This window comes from Jiangella asiatica (genome assembly GCF_004349065.1).
Classification (GTDB): Bacteria; Actinomycetota; Actinomycetes; order Jiangellales; family Jiangellaceae; genus Jiangella; species Jiangella asiatica.
This window is the reverse complement of the sequence record NZ_SMKZ01000014.1, coordinates 81,509-99,540: the sequence shown is the minus strand read 5'-3', so window position 1 is coordinate 99,540 and position 18,032 is coordinate 81,509. Positions and strand designations below refer to the sequence as shown.

The window sequence follows — 18,032 nt, the reverse complement described above, 5'->3', positions numbered from 1 at the left end:
GTGGGTCTCCAGGAAGCGTGCCCGGCGGGCTGTAGTGGCGCGGCCAGGCAGGGGAGGAAAGCGAGGGCAGGGAGCGTCTACTGCCGGTTCGCCGGCGGTCCCCGGTCGGGGTCGGTGGCGGCCCAGGAGACCTCGGCCGGCGCATCGTCGCCGCGACCGTCGCCGGCCCCGAGGGTGAACAGGTCGAGAGGGTCGACCTCGGTGCCGGCCGCGGCCGGCGGTGCGTAGCCCAGCTTGCCGGTGGGCGCCGTGACCGTGACGGTGCCGGCGCGCTCGTCGACTCCGTCGACGGACGGTGCGGCTGGCGGTGCGGTGGTGTCTTCGGCGCCGCCGCCGACCTCGACGGCGCTGCCGCGTGACCCGGAGCCCTGGCCCGCAGCTGCCGGCAGGGCGGCCGAGAGCAGCACCAACGCACCGGACAGGATCATCAGGACGCCGGAGAAGAGGACGGCTGAGAACGACCCGCTCCTGGGGAGCAGGCGTCGTCCGGACCGGTGTCCGGTCACGGCCTCGACCTCCCTCCGACGGTGTCCCCCTGGTCGGCGCCAACCTTACCCGTGCCGGTGGCGGCGTACGATGGGGTGGACCGGTACCTGTCAGGAAGAAGTGACCACATGCCCAGCATCGGTACACCTGAGCTGATCATCGGACTCATCGTCGTGTTCCTGCTCTTCGGCGCCAAGCGGATGCCGGACATGGCCCGTGGCATCGGCCAGTCGCTGCGGATCTTCAAGACCGAGATGCAGCAGCGTCCCGCCGAGGCCGGCACCACGCCCGCGCCGACCACCCAGGCCCCGCCGGTCACCCCGGACGCCCCAGTCCCGCCGACCGCGGACACGGTGGCCGACACGCCTGCCGCCCCGGCGCAGCCGGCCACGCCGAGCGCCGACCCGCAGCCGCGTCCCACCCCGTAGACCTCACCGGCCCGCCGAGCCTCGATGCCCGGCGGTGACCTGCTGTAAAGCCGCATGACGTCGATCTGACGCCGATCTGAAGGCGCCGCTTGGTTGTATCGCATCATGCGATACAACCGCGCGCGGATGAGCCGGAGAACGTTCGTCGGTGGCGTCGCCGGTGCCGCGGCGCTGGCCGCCACGCCGTCCCCGGCAGCCGCCGGTCAGCCGGCAGCCGGCCAGACGGAGTCGAGCCAGCCGGCGGCGGGCCACGGCCCGCTCCGTGCCGCCGGCCTCACCACCGACCACCTGAGCGACCCGCTGGGCATCGATACGACGGCGCCTCGCTTCGGCTGGCTGCTCGAGGGCGGCGGGTCCGACCGGTACCAGAGCGCCTACCAGCTCCTCGTCGCGAGCGGTACCGGCCGGCTGCGAGACGGCCGCGGCGACGTCTGGGACTCCGGCCGGGTGGAGTCCGGCGAGCAGACCGCTCAGGTCTACGCCGGTCCGCCGCTGCGTTCCCGCACCCGCTACCACTGGGCGGTCCGGGTGTGGGACGAGTCCGGGCGGCGGGGCCCGTGGAGCGAGCCGGCCTGGTTCGAGACCGCGCTGCTGACCGAGGACGAGTGGAGCGGCCGCTGGATCGGTACCGGCCTCGAGGTCCCCCGTCCCACCCGCACCTTGGCGCCCGGCGGGTACGAGGCCGTCCCGCTGCTGCCGGGCCACACGCTCGGCCAGACGTTCGTCTCCGTCTCGCCGCTGGCCGCGGTGGCCGTCCTGCTCAGCACCGCGGACGAGTCCGCGGGTTGCCGCATCACATTGCGCCGCGACGGCCCGGACGGTGAGCTGGTGGCCAGCGACGTCGTCACCGGTCTCGGCGGCGGTGAGGCGCAGGGCCGGCTCGACCTCCCCGTCGAGGCCCAGCCGGGCACGTTCTACCTCGAGCTGTCCGAGGCGGCCGGCGAGCTCGGCTGGCAGGGCGGGTCGAGCCCCGACGACTACCCGTACGGTGCCGCCGTCGTCGACGGGGAGGCGGACGAGACCGTCCCGGACCGCTGGCTGTATGGGCTGCCGCCGGACCCGCCGGCCGATCCACTGCTGCGGCACGAGTTCGACCTGCCCGGCCCGGTCGAGTCGGCCCGTCTCCGCCTCTGCGGGCTGGGACTGGCCGTCGCGTGGCTCAACGGCGAGCGCGCGGGCGACGCGCGACTCTCACCGCCGCCCACCGACTACGACCGGCGGGTGCTGTACACCACCCACGACGTCACCGGGCTGCTGCGGACCGGCCGCAACGCGATCGGTGTGGCACTGGGCCGCGGCTTCTTCGCCACCCGGGCACCGGACAGCGACGGCAGCAACCTCGCCCGCTGGGTGACCGAGCCGCGGCTGACCGCCGTGCTCGAGGTGACGCTGGCCGGCGGCGACCGGGTGATCGTGACCAGCGGGCCGGACTGGCGGGTCATCGAGGGCCCGACCACCTACGACGGCGTGCTGACCGGCGAGACGTACGACGCGCGGGTGGCGGTGCGGCTGAACGGCTGGTCCGAGCCCGGTTACGACGACGGTGCTTGGCGCGCGGCGCCGGAGGTGCCGGGGCCGGGTGGCCGCCTCGTCGCACACCCGCTCGACGTGATCCGGGCCGCGGACGAGGTGGAGCCGGTCGAGGTGCGGCGGCTCGACGAACACACGCGGCTGTACGACTTCGGGGTCGTGCTGGCCGGCTGGGTGCGCATCTCCGGCCGATTGCCCGCCGACGCCGTCGTCAGCGCGCTGTACAGCGAGAAGATCGGGCCGAGCGGCCGGATCGAGGTGGGTGCGCCCGGTGGGGTGAACAACCCGTCCATCGTCGGCCGTTTCAATGTCGACGAGTACGTCGCCGCCGGCCGCGGCCGTGAGACGTGGCAGCCGTCGTTCACCTACAAGGGCTTCCGCTACGTCGAGGTGACGGCGCCGCGCGAGGTCGACGTCGTCGCCGTCACGGTCCAGAGCGACCTGGCCGAGACGATGGACCTGCGGCTGGACGACCCCGAGCTGCAGTGGATCGCCGACGCGTTCCGGCAGACCGCGATCAACGGACTGCACGGCTACCCGGACAACGCGCCGATGTACACGAAGATCGGCTGGACCAGCTCCACGTACCGGGCGACCGCCCCCATGCTCTACCAGCTCGGGATGGCGGGGCTGTTCGCGAAGTGGCTGGACGACATCCGGCTGTGCCAGGAGCCCGACGGCGAGGTCACGGTCTACGCGCCGCACGGGATCCCGTGGCACGGCGGGCTGCTGACGCCCAGCTCGACCGGCGTCTATCCCTACCTGGTCCGAAGGTACTGGCTGACCTACGGCGACCGGACGGTGCCGGAGCGGCACTTCGACGCCGTCGCCCGCTACGTCGACTGGCTGCTCGGACGCATCGGCGACGAGCCGGCGCCGGACCACTTCGGCGACTGGTACCCGCCGCTGCACGGCGCGGAGCACGGGTCACCGCAGGCGCCGGAGGGCGGCGAGATCGTCGGTACCGTCTACACGATCCAGACCCTGCGCGACGCGGTCGCGCTCGCCGAGCTGGTGGGCGACGACGGCCGTGCGGCCGGCTGGCAGGCCCGGCTGGACCGTCTCACGACGCTGCTGACCGAGCGCTTCCTCGACCCCGCGACCGGTGTCTACACCACCTCGCTTCCGGCGGCCGGCTACCGGCAGACAAGCAACGCCGTGCCGCTCGCGTTCGGACTGGTGCCGCCGGAGCATGCCGCCGCCGTGGCCGCCAACCTGGCCGCTGACGTGCAGGCTCGCGGCCGGCACCTGGACACCGGGGCGCTGGGCACCGGGGCGCTGCCGTTCGCGCTGTCCGACCACGGCCGGTCCGACCTCGCGCACGCGGTGCTCAACCGGCGCACCTACCCGTCGTACGGGTTCTTGCGATCGCTGGGTGCCTCCACGTTCTGGGAGTCGTGGGAGGTCGACTCCCGCGGCAACAACGACGCCACGCTCAGCCTGGCGGTGCAGTGGCTGGTGGAGCGCGCCGCCGGGGTCGAGCCGCTGGAGCCGGGCTGGGCGCGGTTCCGGGTCCGTCCGGGCGCCGTCGAGACGCTGCCGGCGGCGAGCATCACCGTGCGGACGGTGCGCGGCCCGGTCGGGCTGGCGTGGCGCCGCCGCGACGGCGGCGTGCTCGCCGTCGACCTGTCCGTCCCGGTCAACGCGGTCGCCGAGGTGGTGCTGCCGGACGGGTCCGGTCGCGAGGTCGGCTCCGGCCGGCACCGGTTCACCGGCTGAGCCGGCTGGTCGGCCGGCCTGAGACGGCTGGTCACCCGCCGACAGACGCTCCGGCGGGTACGGTGACCTCGACGGTGTGGCCGGCGGCCAGCGTGCGCTCCGGCAGCTCCGTCGCGCCGACGCCGGTCAGCGCGATCGACCGCAGCCGCAGCCGCCCACCTCGCACCGCCAGGGTGACCTCGACGCCGTCGTCGGCGGGTCGCTGGGTGAGGGTGCCCCAGGCGTCGCCGCTGGACCAGAACCACCGGACCGGCCGGTCGGTCCCGGACGCCGCGGCGATGCGGAGCGTGCCGGTGACGCCGTCGTAGTCGAAGCCGGTCAGCGCTGGGACGGTTCCCCAGGAGGCCATGGCCCGGACGTAGTGGTGGCCGCACTCGGCCTCGTCGAACGGGTTGCGCCGGCGGCCGTCGAACCGGCTGCGCACCGCATCGACGACGCGCACCCCGTCGTCGGCCAGGCCGGCCTGGATCAGCCCGATGGCCGCGGTGTACTCCAGGCCGGTCCACACCTCGGCGTAGTAGGGGAACGGCCGGGCCGGCCGGTTGCCCCGGGGGTAGGACGCGACCACGAGTCCCGGCTCGTCGGCCAGGGCGTAGCTGCGCTTCGGGTTGAACTCGGCGGCCGGTCCGGTGCGGTCGTTGTGGCGCAGGATGCTGCGCAGCGTGGTTCGTTCGTTGTCCGGGTCGAGCAGGTGGCCCAGGCCGGTGAGGTGGGCAAGGTTCTGCCCGACGAGCTGGTCGGTGAGGCAGCCGTCGCCGATCTGCAGCTCCGGCTCGACCAGGTCGCGGGCGCCGATGCCGGGCAGCCGCAGCCCGGGCGCGATGGCGTCCTCGCTGCCGGGCGGGCGGATCTCGTGCCGGTAGTACTCGCCATTGAACAGGTGCTCGTCGATCCAGGAGCTGCCGCGGGCGAACAGGTCGGCGCAGATGTCGGCGAAGGCGTCGTCGCCGAGGTGCCGCGCCATCTCCTCGCAAGCGCGCAGCGCGGCCAGGTACCACGTTCCGATCTCGGGGTTGGGGCCGAAGTACTCCACGTCCATGGTGTTGTGCTGCGAGCCCTCCATGACGCCGTCGCGGTCGGCGTCCCAGCCGCCGGGGATCCACGCGAACTCCAGTGCCCGGCGCGCCGCGGGCCACAGCGAGCGCAGCAGGTCGTCGTCGCCGGACAGGCGCCACTCGCGGTAAAGCTTGACGATGCAGCCCATCTGGCCGTCGGCCGCGGCCACGCCGTGTGCGCGGGCGCGGTCCAGCGGCAGGTCCAGCCGGAAGCTCATGTGGCCGTCGTCGCCGGTGGCGTGGAGGAACTCCAGCTCGCGCATGGACCTGGCCAGCTCGCCGAACAGGTACGGCGTGGCGAGCTCGTAGTTCCACACGTGGGTGCAGTTGCCGTGGCAGCTGCCGTGGTCGTCGAGGCAGCCCTCCCAGCCGTAGAACCGGCCGTCGGGGGTGCGGAAGCAGGTCTGGCTGCGCAGCGTGCTGACGTTGCTGAGGGCCGCCTCGACGACGGTGCCGGGCAGGTCGCTGCCGGCCAGCGCATCGACGAATCCGACGGTGCGGTCCTCCAGGTTCGCCAGCGCCGGCGCAATGCGTGCGACGACGTCCCAGGCGTCGCGGTAGGCCTGGGTGTAGTGGTTGCCGATGACGTTCTCGCCGCGCCAGTCCATCCGGTTCGGGTAGTGCCAGGTCAGCAGGAACGTGAACGTGTGCGTCACACCGGGCGCGAGCGTGCGCATGGCGGCGACGGACGCCACCGGCTCGCCGGCCGCGGCGGGCCGTTCGTCCAGCCGGCCGTCGGCGCGCAGGTCGTCCCAGAAGTCAAGCAGCGGACCGCCCCAGCTGGACCCGGCCCAGGCGGTGCGGAGGCTGATGTCGTCCTCGTCGAGCACCGCCAGCGCGATCGAGCCCCACCTCTCGTCCCGCTCGTCGCCGCCGGCGGCGAGCAGGACGCCGTCGAGTCCGGGCTCGCGGCGGGCGGCATTGCGGTGGTCGTCCGTGGCGAGGTTGCGAACGCTGCCGGCGACGGTGACGTCGAGCGGCTCGCCGCCGGTGTTGGTCACGGCGTAGCGCAGTACCGCGACCGGGATCGAGCTGGCGTCGAGGTCGGCGGGGACCAGCGGGTTGAACGCGCGCAGGCGCACCGACACCGGCACGGCGGGGTCGTTCAGCAGCACCTGCCCGAGCGGGTAGGCGGCCAGGAACGCCGATCGGGAGAACCGCGGCAGGCTGTGGTTGGCGACGGCCGCACCTTCCCAGCCCTCATAGAGGACGGGGTCGATCGGTCCCTCGAGCGCCCGGACGGTGTCGCCGGCCCGGATGGCGAAGAAGCTGTCGCGCGGTGTCCATCCCTTCGCGGGCCGGTTCATGATCTCCCAGTCGCGCAGGTCGCCACGGCCGCCGAGCGAGACGGTCCCAGTGCCGATGCCGCCGAGCGGCAGGGCGATGCGCAGCGAGTGGTCGGTGTCGTACCGGCGGAGGACCGGCCAGTCGGTCATGGATGCTCCCGTGCGTAGACCTGCGGTTCGTCGAGGAACGAGATGCCGGCGGCGTCCGCCGTCGCCGGCTACCAGCGGTGCCGTCGGTGGCGCCCGGCTCGGCCGCGCCCGCGAGTCCGGCCAGCGGCAGGAGGACGAGGGACAGGGACGTGGACACGACGGTGGGTCGGTTCATGGGAACCTCTTACGAGTCGAACGTCGTAGATCGTGTGCCCGGGCTGCGTTCGCACCCACACAACGTGCAACAGTGTTTTATGTCAAGAGGCGAGTGGCCGCGTCGAGACGACGACGGCCAGCGTCTTGCGCCGGTCCGGCCGCCGGACCGTGTGGACGCCGGTCTGGCCGAGCTCGCCGAGTCGTGCCTCCACCGCCGCGATCTGCGCCGGCGTGATGCCGTGGCCGGGTTTCTCGAGCAGCCGTTCGGCCAGCAGCAGCCGGCCGCCGGGGGCGAGCTTCGCGGTCAGCGTGGCCAGGCCGTCGTCGCGGTCGTCCCAGTGGTGCATCGACATGATGGTGTAGATGACGGTGAACGCGCCGTCGTCGAAGGGGACGTCCTCCGCGCCGGCTACCCGCACGTCGGCGCCGGGCACCCGCTTGGCCACCATGGCCGCGAAGGTGGGCGACGGGTCGACGGCGGCCACGCGCTCGGCGCCGATGCGGCTCGCGGCCAGCTCGAGCGCTGCGCCCGGACCGCAGCCGACCTCGAGCACCCGGTCGTCGGGGCCCAACTCCGCGACGTCGATGACGATGCGGTTGGACGGCGGGTTCCGGTTGAACCACGCGTAGAAGCGGGCGGTGATCGCGCCGAAGCCGCTCATCGTCGCAGCCTACAACCGCACTCGCGGGTGAAATGAGGTGTCGCGCCGGCGGCCGTCACGAGGACTTCGTGTGCATCACGATTCACCCTGTGTCGTCGGGCCGGGCAGGCCCCAGCCACGATCACCCTCACCTTCGTCACGCACCGGCGATGAGAGGAGGCTTCCGGCCCCCGTCTCATCACCAGGCCTGCCCGACCCTCACGAGGCTTGCGAGCATGGTGCGACACGAGATCTCGTGCTGAACGTGATCATTCCGAGGTCCCGCGCAGCGAATGGCTGGTAGTGCGCAGCGCCGACGGCTACCTCGGCTGCGCGACGTACGGCGCCAGGCGGGCCGGTGCGATCTGCCCGGCCCGGACGCGGACCGCGGAGACGGGCTGTCCCACCACGCCGTCGGGCAGGTCCACCCGCACCAGGTAGAGGCCGGGTTCGACGTCCACGAAGCCGAACCACCCAGAGCCGTCGCTGGCGTGCGACTGCTCCTCGCCGCCCATCACCGGCTCGAGGGTGACCGTGACCCCGTCGAGTGGAACGCCGTCGCGCAGGGCGAGCGTGCCCGTCACGTTCCCCGTCGTCGGGTCTTCCTTCCACGGCATCGACGGGACGGCGGCGTCCGCGGCGAACGGCGCGTCCGCGCCGGTGGTCAGGGCGGCGGCGAGCGCGGCGCGTTCGGCGTCCTTGACCGCGGCGGAGCCGGCGGCGGCGGTGAGGCTGGGGTTGGCGTAGGAGTAGCCGCTCCAGCCGACGACGGTGTTGCCCGCGGCGGTCGGCGTCAACAGGTCGCGGACCTGCTGGACGCTGTCGTCGATCTCGTTGAGGTACAGCGCCGGACCGGAGACGGTCTGCCGCTCGCCCTGCCAGTCGGCCAGGACCTCGTTCCACTCGGCGTACATCTGCGCCTGGTCGGGCATCCACTCGCGCTTGTAGTTCATCGCGACGACGGTGTCGATGATCCCTTCTTCCAGCCAGCCCTTCCAGTCCTGGAGGACCTCGGCGTAGGTGCGCGTCTTCTCCCAGCCGCCGACGCTCTGCGGGCCGAAGCCGTAGGTGATGCCGTCGTTGGTGAGCCGGTCGGTCGGGTCGGCCTCGAGCATGCCGAGGTAGATCTTGCGCACGAGGTTGGTGATCTGTTCGCGGCGCCAGTCGGTGAACTGCTGGTCCGACGGTGCCGGCACGTCGGTGCGGCCGGTGGCTGCCTGGAAGCGGGCGATCGAGGTCTCGCTGTAGCCCCAGTCGCTGTGCGTGGTGGTGGAGTTGTAGTCCGGGTAGCGGATGTAGTCGAGGTTGATGCCGTCGACGTCGTACTCGCTGGTGATGCTCTGGATGGCGTCGACGATGTAGTCGACGGCGGCCGGGTTGGCCGGGTCGATGAAGGCGTTGGCGCCGACCAGCTCGGTGCCGTCGTGGCGCTTGTTGAGCCAGCGGTCGGCGCCGGTGGCGCTGGGGCCGTGCGCGTTGAAGGCGTGGTCGGGAGAGCTCGGCGCGGTCGCGGAGTTCCACAGCGTGCCGACGTTGACCCAAGCGTGGACCTCCAGGCCGGCGGCGTGGGCCTGTTTGATGACCTCGTCCAGCGGGTCGTACGGTGCGGGCGCGATGGCGGCGTCGGTGCGCGGGTAGAGCGCCCGGTTGCAGAAGCAATCGTACCGGCGGGCCACCTGGACGATCAGAGCGTTGGCGTTGACCTCGAGCGCGTCGCCGACCAGCTCTTCGACCTGTGCTGAGGTGTAGATGCCTTCGTTGAAGGCGTCGACCCAGTAGCTGCGCCACTGCTCGGGCATGTCGGTGCTCGCGGTGGCCGGTGTGGTCGCGGTCAGGGCGGCCCCGATGAGGCCCAAAGCCGCCGCCGCGGTGACGAGGGAACTGCGACGCGATCGTGTCACGCTGGTGCCTCCTCGTTGGACTAGACCAATATGGGCGCCAAGTCTGGAAGACTTTGCCCGATACGTCTAGACCAAAAGGGGTGGCGGGCGTGGCGAAATATCACTCGATCCGTGACGAGATCCTCGACCTGGTGGCCGAGCTGAGCGTCGGCGACGCGCTGCCGGCCGAACGCGCCCTCGCGCCACGCTTCGGCGTGTCTCGGATGACGCTGCGCCGGGCGGTGGAGGAGCTGGTCAGGGAGGGGCGGCTGGTGCGCCGGCAGGGTGCCGGCACGTTCGTCGCCGGTCCGAAGATCGCCCAAGGCCTCGCGGTCACGTCGTTCTCCGAGGACATGCGCCAGCGCGGCGCGGTGCCGTCGAGCCGGACGCTCGCCGTCGACGACGTGCTGGCCGGCGCGCCGCTGGGCCGCCGCCTGGAGATCTCACCGGGCGAGCGGGTGGTCCGGGTGGTCCGGCTGCGGTTGGCCGACGACGCCCCGATGGCCGTCGAGACCCTGCACGTGCCGGCCCACATCGCGCCCGGTCTGGACGGGCAGATTCTCGCGGACGGTTCGTTCTACGAGCTGCTGCACGACGTGTACGGTCTGGAGCTGTCGGGGGGAGTCCAGACGATCGAGGCGACGGTGACCGACGAGTCCGAGTCGGAGATGCTCGGCGTGCCGCTGCATTCGCCGGCGTTCCTGTTCGAGCGCATCTCCCGCGACGCCCAGGGCCGGGTGGTGGAGTTCGTCCGTTCGGTCTACCGCGGCGACCGCTACCAGTTCCGGGTCGAGCTACAGCCGGCGCACCGGATCGGGGCGGCCGAGTGAGGAACGCCGAGCTGGACGGGCTTGCCACCGAGGGGCGCCTGCCCGCGGCCGCCGATCTCGACCTGCGCAGCACTCGCGAGCAGGTCGCGCTCATGGCCACGCAGGACCGGGCTGCCGTCGACGCCGTCGCGGCCACCCAGGACCGACTGGTCGAGGCCATCGACGCCATCGTCGCGAGGATGCGCCGTGGCGGCCGGCTCATCGAGGTGGGCGCGGGCACACCGGGCCGGCTCGCGGTGCTCGACGTCGCCGAGTGCGGCCCCACCTTCGGCGTCGACGAGCACCAGGTCGTCGCCGTGATGGCCGGCGGCTTCGGCGCGGTCCGCTCCGCCGCCGAGCACGACGAGGACGACGAGGAGGGCGGCCGTGCCGACCTGCTCTCGCTGACACCCGGGCCCCACGACGTCGTGGTGGCGGTCAGCGCGTCCGGCCGCACGCCCTACGTGCTCGGTGCGCTCGCCGCCGCCCGCGGGGCCGGCGCGTACACCGTCGCCGTCGTCAACAACCCCGGCTCGCCGATCGCCGCGGCCAGCGACGTCGCCGTCGAGGCGCTGACCGGGCCGGAGGTGGTGGCCGGCTCCACCCGGCTCAAGGCTGGCACGGCCGCGAAGCTCGTGCTCAACACCATCTCGACGCTGGTCATGGTCCAGCTCGGGCGCACGTACGGCGACTTGATGATCGATGTCCGTGCCACCAACGAGAAGCTGCGCCGGCGGGCCCAGCGCATCGTCACCGACGCCACCGGCGAGAGCGACACCGCCGTCGCCGCTGCGCTGCGCGACAGCGGCGACGACACCAAGGCGGCCACGGTCATGCTCCTGGCCGGGGTCGACGCCGACGAGGCCAGGCGGCGGCTCGCCGCGACCGGCGGCCGGGTCCGCGACGCGATCGCCGCGTTGTAGTTGGCCGCGTCAGGACTCGGTCGCCAGCGGGTCTACCCAGCTAAGGCCCTTGAACCGGCCGAAGTCGGTGTCGTTCGAGTGGAGCTGTGCCCGATGCTCGATCGCGTACGCGGCAAGCTGGACGTCAGTGGTGAGATTGCCAGCCGTCCCCAGGCCTCTGAGGAGGTCCAGCGCGATGTCCATATGTGCGCGTCCGGGGGTGAGGAGGGCGATGTTCGGCTGCTCGAACCATTCGTTGACTCGCCCGGTGGCGTCCTCGACCGGCATCGGGTACTCGAAGATACGCGCATTGGTCGCAAGCCTGAGGAAGCCGAAGACCGCAGGCGGAGTCAGGCCGATCGAGGCCGCACTGTTGACAGCCTCTTCCCACCAGCGGCGCGCTCGGACGTGCTGAGGAAAGCCCGTGATGGTCGCGTAAAGGAGGAGGTTGACGTCCGGAACGATCACGAGGACGGCCGGGTGTGGTGCATGACCGCCTCGTCATCCAACTCGTCGGCAAGTCGATTGAATCCCGCCAGGTCGAAGCCGGGCCGGACAGCCGACTCGTGCGGGACGACACGGAACGGCGTCGCGCGGCTTCGTTCCGGTGCCAGCGCCCGCCGTAGCGCGTCGTTGACCACCTGCTTCATGGGGCGCCGCTCACGATGCATCGCTTCCTCGACCAGTCGGGCTACCTCCGGATCGAGCGTCAAGGTGGTACGCATGGTGACATCATGATGCGCACGAGCTTGAGCGTCAAGATGTCATGCGATGGCGTAGGCGATCTCCAGCACGGCGAGCAGGAGGGTGACGACGGCGACCAGGCCCGGCAGGCGCCCGTCGGGCAGGGTGCGGTCGGCGTGCAGCGCCTCGTGCGAGCGGCGGTAGCGGCGCCGTGCCAGCAGCAGGATGGCCACCGGTAACGGCACGACGACCAGGCCGAACACGAAGGCCGCCGCGCCCAGCGGCTCGGCGGCCAGGCGGCTGGCCAGCACCACGCCGACCAGCAGCGACAGCGCCGTGCGGGTCCACGCCAGAGAGGTCCGCTCGTTCTGCGCGCCGTCGTCGAAGGCCCGGTCGATCATCACGACGCGGCGAGCACGACGACGATGACGATCGCGGCCACCGCCAGGCCGAACGCCAGCACCGGGGCCAGCGCCGGCGAGGGCAGCGGCCGGGACTCCCGCAGTGCCTTCTCCGCCTGCGCCCACCGGAAGAACGCCAGGACGCTGCTGACCGCGCCGAGCAACGCGAGCGCCACCACGAGGGTGAGTCGCAGCACACGCTGGTCGGGGATCTCGAGCGCCTCGAGCGCGATGCCGGCCGCCAGCAGCGCGAGCGCGGTGCGGATCCAGGCGAGGAAGGTGCGCTCGTTGGCGAACGTGAACCGAGGGTCGGGCTCGCGGCCGGCGGCGTAGACGCTGCGCGGCCAGCGGCGGGGCGCGTCGTTCCGGTCGGCGGGTCCGGTCATGGTGCGTCTCTTTCGATCGGCGGGCTGCTGGCTCGGGCTTCCTGGTCGGGCATGGATCGACGGTGCCGCCCGGTCCGGCGCTGGCTGGGCACCCGGGCGTGCGGCGGCCAGCCGCCGTTGCCGTCGGGCGGCGGTGGCGGTCCTGGCGTCTCGACGGCGACGCGGCGAGCCCGGCGGCCGGTGATGCGCTGCTGGGGTGCGGTGTCGGCCGTCGACGGGTCCGGCTCGGCCGGCGGCGCCGTGGCCGGCGTCGGCTCGGGCTCCCGGTCGGGTGCAGGGTCGGGTTGCGGTGCTGGTGCCGGGGACGGGGCGGGCGCGGGCGCGGGAGCGGACCGTTGTTCCGGCGCCGGGCGCAGCGGCTGGAGGCGTGGCGGCGCGTGCGCCGGCTGGCCGAACGGATCGGCGGCGGGGTCGAGCCACTCGATGCTGGTGGCGTCACCGTGCCCGTGCACGGCCATGAGGTCGTCGAGGGATGCCCACAGGCTGGTGGCGGGATGGGTCGACGACCACCGCAGCGCCACCTGACCGTCGCCGAAAACGACGCCGTATGCCACCACGCCGACACCGGAAACGCCGGTGTAGTCGACGTGACGGACGAGCGCGAACCGGCGTGGGAGCAAGCGACCACCGTTACGTAGAGTCTCCGGGCAGGCCGGACGTCACCCCCGTGTTACTCAGGCCTGTGCAGCCACATCATCGTCGATGTGCGTCGTTCCTGTCACGGCGGCCCGCCGTGAGCTGCGCGGCGCGGCGGGTTACGGTACCACTCGACTTCGAGTGAAATCTTCAGGAGTGATCGCGTGATGGACCCACGACTGCAGCCGAAGACCCCGGAGGTCGACCCGATGGTCACCGCCGCCGTGAAGAACGTCCGTGACCGGTTCGGAGCCGAGGGTCTGCGCGACCTGATCGCCGTCGCGACGATGGAGTTGCGCACGGCCGAGGCCGCCGAGCAGCGCCTGGCCTCGCTGTCCCAGCAGGCGCCGGGGCCGGAGCCGCTGGACTCCGCCGACACCCAGGCCTGGCTGGCCTACACCGAGGTCGACCCGGACCACGACCCGAACACCCGCCGCTGACAGGTCACGGCGGGTCAGATCGCTCTCAGTGCGGTGAGGAAGTCCCGGGCCCAGCGGGTGATGTCGTGGCTGATGACGTGGTCCCGCAGGAGCTTCATCCGCTGCTCGGCCTCGGCGTCCTCGATCCGCATCGCCGCCATCATGGTTCGCTTGAGACCGTCGATGTCGTGCGGGTTGACGAGGAAGGCGCCGTCGCCGAGCTCGTCGGCGGCGCCGGCGAACTCCGACAGCACGAGCGCGCCGCGCAGATCGGACCGGGCGCTGACGTACTCCTTGGCCACCAGGTTCATGCCGTCGCGCAGCGGCGTCACCACCATGACGTCGGCGGCGAGCAGCAGCGCGACCAGCTCGGCCCGTTCATAGGACGAGTGCAGGTAGTGCACGGCCGGGGTCCCGATGCGGCCGAAGTCGCCGTTGAGGCGACCGACCTGCAGTTCCACCTCGTCGCGCAGGGTCTGGTAGGCCTCGACCCGCTCGCGGCTGGGCGTGGCCACCTGCAGGAGCACCGCCTCCTCGGGCGTGATGACGCCGTCGCGCAGCAGCTCGCCGAAGGCCTTGAGGCGGTGCCCGATGCCCTTGGTGTAGTCGAGCCGGTCGACGCCGAGCAGGATGTACTTCGGCGAGCCGACCTCCTCGCGGATGGTGGCTGCCCGGGCCTTGACCTCTGGGTCGTCGGCCAGCCGGGCCACCTCCTCGACCTCGATCGAGATGGGGAACGCGCGGGCCAGCACCTCGCGGCCGTCCTCGGTGATGAGGCGGTCGCCGGCGAGCGTGGCGCTGGTGAAGTGGTCGGCCAGCGACTCGAAGTTGCCGGCGGCGCCGGTGCGCTGGAAGCCCACCAGGTCGGCGCCGAGGAGACCTTCGAGGATCTGCCTGCGCCACGGCAGCTGGGCGAACAGCTCGGTGGGAGGGAACGGGATGTGCAGGAAGAAGCCGATCTTCAGGTCAGGGCGCATCCGGCGCAGCAGCTGCGGGACCAGTTGCAGCTGGTAGTCCTGGATGAACACGACGGCGTCCTCGTCGGCGACCTCGGCCGCCGCCTCGGCGAAGCGCTGGTTGACCTTGCGGTAAGCGTCCCACCACTCGCGGTGGTACTCCGGTGAGACGATGACGTCGTGGTACAGCGGCCACAGCGTCGCGTTCGAAAACCCCTCGTAGTACATGGCGACGTCCTCGGCCGAGAGCGGAACGGCCACGAGGTCCATGTCGTCGGTCGAGAAACGGTCCGGAGCGTCGTCCGGTGTGCCCGTCCAGCCCACCCATGCTCCGTCGTACGCCCGCATCACCGGAGCCAGAGCCGTGACCAGCCCACCCGGGCTGCGGCGCCAGGTTGTCCGGCCGTCGGCGGTGACCACCCGGTCGACCGGCAGCCGATTGGCGACTACGACGAAGCTGCTCGTTCCAGTTGTGGACAAATGGGGCCTCCTCGTGCTGTCAACGGTAACCGAGTTGCGTTGCGTGCTTGTCACAGCCCGTGTCTACGATGGCGGCATGGACGACCGGGAGCGCGCGATCCTCGACTTCGAGCGACGATGGTGGAAGTACCCCGGAGCGAAAGAACAAGCCGTGCGATCCACGTTCGACATCTCGGCGACCCGCTACTACCAGGTGCTGAACTCGCTGATCGACCGTCCCGAGGCGCTCGCGCACGATCCCTTGCTGGTCAGGCGGCTGCGCCGGCAGCGCGCCGTCCGCCAGCAGGCCAGGACGGGGCGCCGTGCCAGGACTCGGATCTGAGCAACGTCGCCGGGCCATAAGCCAGTTTCGCCGATCTTGATCATCAATGCCAGAGCCGGACGTGTCGCATGGACGGATGCCTGTGGCGTAGTGTGCTGGTCCTGTGACCATGGGTGAACGACTGGAGCGGCTCTGGCCGTCCCTCGTCGCGCTCGTGGGCGTCGTGGCGGTGGTGCTGGTCCTGCTGTGGCAGTTCGGCGACGACACCTCCGACAGCCCCTCTGACGACGCTGCCGCGAGCGGTGACGCGGGCGGCGACGACGAAGCGGCTGAGCCGCCGCCGACCCAGCCTCCCACCGACACGCCCACCGACGAGCCGACCGGCGATCCCACCAACGAGCCGACCGAGGGCGAGACCGCCCCAGAGGAGCTCCGCGAGCCGATCGGGGTGCTGAACCAGACCGGCGTCACCGGCCTGGCCGAGTTCGCCCAGCAGCGGTTCGAGGAGGGCGGCTGGGAGGTCCCCGCCATCGGCAGCTGGGACGGCAGCGTGCCCGAGACCACGGTCTACTACCCCGAGGACCAGCAGGAGGTAGCCGAGGCGCTGATGGCCCAGTTCCCGGAGATCGGCCGCATCATGCCGACGTTCGAGGGCATCAACCAGGAACGCGTCATCGTCATCCTGGTCGACGACTACGTCGACGAGGTCGGAGAACCGGAGTGACGACGCAGCTGCGCCAGCTCGCCGGGCAGCTCGACAGCACCGTCGTCGCGCTCGACTTCGACGGCGTGCTCGCGCCGATCGTGCCGCGGCCCGAGAACGCCGTGGCGCTGCCCGGGACGGTCGAGGTGCTGACCGCGGTGGCCGCCCGGGTGGCCAAGGTCGCCATCGTGACCGGGCGGGCCGCCGCGGACGCCGTCCGCCTCGGCGGGCTGGCCGCGGTGCCCGGGCTCACCGTGCTCGGCCATTACGGCCTGGAGCGCTGGGAGGACGGCCGGCTCGACGCCCCCGGCGCCGACGACGGCGTAGACGTCGCCCGCCGGCGCGTGGCCGAGCTGGCCGCGGACCGCCCCGGCGTCACCGTCGAGGACAAGGGCCACTCGGTCGCGCTGCACACCCGCAACGCGCCGGACCCCGGGGCCGCCCTGGCCGAGCTGCGGCCGTACGCCGACGCCGTCGCCGCCGGTTCCGGGTTGCAGGTCACGCCGGGCCGCTTCGTGCTGGAGCTGCGCCCCGTCGGCATGGACAAGGGTGTGGCCATCCGGTCCCTGGTCGCCGAGACCGCGGCCGCCGCCGTCGTCTATGCCGGCGACGACATCGGTGACCTGCCGGCCGTCGCGGCCGTCCGCGAGCTCGCCGAGGACGGTGTGCTCGGGCTGGTGGTCTGCAGCGACGCCGAGGAGGCTTCGGCCGAGCTGCGCGCCGCCGCCGACATCGTCGTGCTCGGCCCGCCGGGGGTCCAGGCGCTGCTGCGCGAGCTGGCCGCTCTCTCCTGACGGCGACTCAGCGGCCGCGCCGGCGCCACCGGCGCAGTGGACGCTCCACGTATCCGCCGTCGACGAGCCCGGCCTGCCGCTCGAACGCGTTCCGTGACGCCGGGTCGCCGGTGAGCAGCAACGACCACAGGGCGGCCAGTCCGTACGGCACCAGCATCACCGGGCCGATGAACCAGGCGTACTGAGTGGCGTGCCGTGCCTCGTGGACCAGCAGTGCCGGCCGGCGGGCGAGCGCGGCATCGTCGATACGGAGCAGGACCACGTTGCCGACGGTGAACGCCGGTGCCGGCGGGATCGGCAGCCGGTACCCACGGCCGAGGATGAGCCCGTCCGGGCCGGCGGCGAACCGCGCGCGGCCCAGCAGCCCGATCAGCAGGCCGAGCGGAGTGGACAGGTTCAGCCAGTTCACTACCTGACGCACCCGGTGACCTCGCCGCACCTCGCCGCCTCCTCCCACCCGAATGATCACGTCAAGTATGGGTGCCCCAGCTTCACCAGGGATGCTTGCCGGGACAAGCGCGAACTCGCCCAGTGGGCCGCCCTCCATCCGGCGCGCCGGCCGCGCGCTAGCGAGCGTGGTATCGCGGCGGTATCACCGAGCCATGGCGATGACTCTGCGACTCACCGAGGAAGAGACCGAGGCGCTGCGCCGGCAGGCCGAGCGCGAGCACAGATCCATGCAAGAAGAGGCCCGATTGGCCATCCGGGAACACATCGGGCGAGCCGAGCGATCCCGTCATATCGAGGAGATCACTCGCGAGGGCATCGAGCGGCACGCGGGATTGCTGGCCCGCCTGGCCGAATGAGCACGGTATTCCTGACGCTCGAGGAGGTGCTCGACATCGCCCGACTCACGCTCGGGCGACGGCCGGAGGTCCGGGACCTCGGTCTGTTGGATGCGGCGGTTCATCGGCCGCGAACCAGTCTCTTCGGGGCCGAGGCCTATCCGGATCTGCACACCAAGGCGGCTGCCATGCTGGAGTCGCTGGTCCGCAACCACGCCCTGATCGACGGGGAGAAACGTCTGGGCTGGATGGCCTGTTACGACTTTCACCCCTCAACGGGTTCCTGCTGGCGCCTGATGAGGACGAGGCGTACGACTTCGTGATCGCGGTCGCCGAGGGAAGGCTGGAGCTGGCGGACCTCGCGTCTTGGCTGGCCGACCATGTGGAACCGGCCAGCTGACGTCGTCGCACCGCACAGCTAGAACGTCCGCGATGCGGGACAAAACTGTCTCGCATCGCGGACAGTCGGTGCTCGCGCCGAAGC

The 18,032-nt window shown here is 72.0% G+C and carries 20 protein-coding genes and 1 pseudogene; 10 read left to right on the top strand and 11 right to left on the bottom strand.

Going from position 1 to position 18,032, the window contains the following annotated elements; translation table 11 throughout:
- Window positions 1-77 precede the first annotated feature (77 nt).
- Window positions 78-506, bottom strand: coding sequence for a hypothetical protein (locus tag E1269_RS12010; RefSeq protein WP_131894691.1), 429 nt, complete (start codon window positions 504-506; stop codon window positions 78-80).
- A gap of 108 nt (window positions 507-614) precedes the next feature.
- Between E1269_RS12010 and E1269_RS12005 the strand changes: the two genes are divergently transcribed.
- Complete coding sequence (locus tag E1269_RS12005) at window positions 615-914, top strand: twin-arginine translocase TatA/TatE family subunit (protein ID WP_131894689.1); 300 nt, start codon at window positions 615-617, stop codon at window positions 912-914.
- 126 nt (window positions 915-1,040) lie between these two features.
- Window positions 1,041-4,163, top strand: a complete 3,123-nt coding sequence (locus tag E1269_RS12000; RefSeq protein WP_131894687.1) for an alpha-L-rhamnosidase — start codon at window positions 1,041-1,043, stop codon at window positions 4,161-4,163.
- A gap of 31 nt (window positions 4,164-4,194) precedes the next feature.
- Here the strand turns inward: E1269_RS12000 and E1269_RS11995 are convergent, their stop codons facing one another.
- The 3 genes from E1269_RS11995 to E1269_RS11985 form a co-directional block, all read right to left on the bottom strand.
- Window positions 4,195-6,654 carry a GH116 family glycosyl-hydrolase gene (locus E1269_RS11995; RefSeq protein ID WP_131894685.1) on the bottom strand — a complete coding sequence of 820 codons (2,460 nt, stop codon included), beginning with the start codon at window positions 6,652-6,654 and terminating at the stop codon, window positions 4,195-4,197.
- A gap of 257 nt (window positions 6,655-6,911) precedes the next feature.
- Window positions 6,912-7,472, bottom strand: a complete 561-nt coding sequence (locus E1269_RS11990; RefSeq protein WP_131894683.1) for a class I SAM-dependent methyltransferase — start codon at window positions 7,470-7,472, stop codon at window positions 6,912-6,914.
- Between the two features lie 299 nt (window positions 7,473-7,771).
- On the bottom strand, window positions 7,772-9,352 hold the full coding sequence (locus E1269_RS11985) for a family 10 glycosylhydrolase (RefSeq protein ID WP_203433401.1): 1,581 nt from the start codon (window positions 9,350-9,352) through the stop codon (window positions 7,772-7,774).
- An 89-nt stretch (window positions 9,353-9,441) separates the two neighbouring features.
- Here E1269_RS11985 and E1269_RS11980 point away from each other — a divergent pair, with 89 nt between their 5' ends.
- Both E1269_RS11980 and murQ read left to right on the top strand, forming a co-directional pair.
- Window positions 9,442-10,161, top strand: coding sequence for a GntR family transcriptional regulator (locus E1269_RS11980; RefSeq protein WP_131894681.1), 720 nt, complete (start codon window positions 9,442-9,444; stop codon window positions 10,159-10,161).
- On the top strand, window positions 10,158-11,063 hold the full coding sequence (gene murQ, locus E1269_RS11975) for an N-acetylmuramic acid 6-phosphate etherase (RefSeq protein WP_131894679.1): 906 nt from the start codon (window positions 10,158-10,160) through the stop codon (window positions 11,061-11,063). Before E1269_RS11980 ends, murQ begins: the two co-directional genes overlap by 4 nt.
- 9 nt (window positions 11,064-11,072) lie before the next feature.
- Here the strand turns inward: murQ and E1269_RS11970 are convergent, their stop codons facing one another.
- Genes E1269_RS11970 through E1269_RS32845 form a run of 5 tightly spaced genes read right to left on the bottom strand, consistent with a single transcriptional unit; the run spans window position 11,073 to window position 13,133 of the window.
- Window positions 11,073-11,510: a type II toxin-antitoxin system VapC family toxin gene (locus E1269_RS11970; RefSeq protein ID WP_131894677.1), complete on the bottom strand. Its 438-nt coding sequence runs from the start codon at window positions 11,508-11,510 to the stop codon at window positions 11,073-11,075.
- A complete protein-coding gene (locus E1269_RS11965; RefSeq protein ID WP_131894675.1) occupies window positions 11,507-11,767 on the bottom strand; it encodes an antitoxin in 261 nt (86 codons plus the stop codon). The genes E1269_RS11970 and E1269_RS11965 overlap by 4 nt, the downstream gene beginning before the upstream one ends.
- Before the next feature lie 39 nt (window positions 11,768-11,806).
- Window positions 11,807-12,127, bottom strand: a complete 321-nt coding sequence (locus E1269_RS11960; protein WP_131894673.1) for a DUF202 domain-containing protein — start codon at window positions 12,125-12,127, stop codon at window positions 11,807-11,809.
- Window positions 12,127-12,513, bottom strand: coding sequence for a YidH family protein (locus E1269_RS11955; protein ID WP_131894671.1), 387 nt, complete (start codon window positions 12,511-12,513; stop codon window positions 12,127-12,129). The genes E1269_RS11960 and E1269_RS11955 overlap by 1 nt, the downstream gene beginning before the upstream one ends.
- The gene (locus tag E1269_RS32845; protein WP_203433399.1) at window positions 12,510-13,133 is read right to left on the bottom strand and encodes a hypothetical protein; all 624 of its coding nucleotides are present in this window, start codon (window positions 13,131-13,133) and stop codon (window positions 12,510-12,512) included. The genes E1269_RS11955 and E1269_RS32845 overlap by 4 nt, the downstream gene beginning before the upstream one ends.
- A gap of 180 nt (window positions 13,134-13,313) precedes the next feature.
- On the opposite strand from E1269_RS32845, the gene E1269_RS11945 reads away from it, so the two are divergent.
- Window positions 13,314-13,589 carry a hypothetical protein gene (locus tag E1269_RS11945; RefSeq protein ID WP_131894669.1) on the top strand — a complete coding sequence of 92 codons (276 nt, stop codon included), beginning with the start codon at window positions 13,314-13,316 and terminating at the stop codon, window positions 13,587-13,589.
- 14 nt (window positions 13,590-13,603) lie between these two features.
- Here E1269_RS11945 and E1269_RS11940 read toward each other — a convergent pair whose 3' ends face one another.
- Complete coding sequence (locus tag E1269_RS11940; protein WP_131894666.1) at window positions 13,604-15,004, bottom strand: alpha,alpha-trehalose-phosphate synthase (UDP-forming); 1,401 nt, start codon at window positions 15,002-15,004, stop codon at window positions 13,604-13,606.
- A 76-nt stretch (window positions 15,005-15,080) separates the two neighbouring features.
- Between E1269_RS11940 and E1269_RS11935 the strand changes: the two genes are divergently transcribed.
- From E1269_RS11935 to otsB, 3 genes are all read left to right on the top strand, one after another.
- The gene (locus E1269_RS11935) at window positions 15,081-15,326 is read left to right on the top strand and encodes a DUF3263 domain-containing protein (RefSeq protein ID WP_131894665.1); all 246 of its coding nucleotides are present in this window, start codon (window positions 15,081-15,083) and stop codon (window positions 15,324-15,326) included.
- Window positions 15,327-15,435: 109 nt separating this feature from the next.
- Window positions 15,436-15,990 carry a LytR C-terminal domain-containing protein gene (locus E1269_RS11930; RefSeq protein WP_131894663.1) on the top strand — a complete coding sequence of 185 codons (555 nt, stop codon included), beginning with the start codon at window positions 15,436-15,438 and terminating at the stop codon, window positions 15,988-15,990.
- Complete coding sequence (otsB, locus tag E1269_RS11925; RefSeq protein ID WP_131894661.1) at window positions 15,987-16,763, top strand: trehalose-phosphatase; 777 nt, start codon at window positions 15,987-15,989, stop codon at window positions 16,761-16,763. The genes E1269_RS11930 and otsB overlap by 4 nt, the downstream gene beginning before the upstream one ends.
- Window positions 16,764-16,770: 7 nt before the next feature.
- Here otsB and E1269_RS11920 read toward each other — a convergent pair whose 3' ends face one another.
- On the bottom strand, window positions 16,771-17,184 hold the full coding sequence (locus E1269_RS11920) for a hypothetical protein (RefSeq protein ID WP_203433397.1): 414 nt from the start codon (window positions 17,182-17,184) through the stop codon (window positions 16,771-16,773).
- A 181-nt stretch (window positions 17,185-17,365) separates the two neighbouring features.
- Between E1269_RS11920 and E1269_RS11915 the strand changes: the two genes are divergently transcribed.
- Window positions 17,366-17,569: a CopG family transcriptional regulator gene (locus E1269_RS11915; RefSeq protein ID WP_203433395.1), complete on the top strand. Its 204-nt coding sequence runs from the start codon at window positions 17,366-17,368 to the stop codon at window positions 17,567-17,569.
- A pseudogene (locus E1269_RS11910) lies at window positions 17,566-17,948 on the top strand (type II toxin-antitoxin system death-on-curing family toxin). The gene E1269_RS11915 and the pseudogene E1269_RS11910 overlap by 4 nt, the downstream one beginning before the upstream one ends.
- Window positions 17,949-18,032 lie beyond the last annotated feature (84 nt).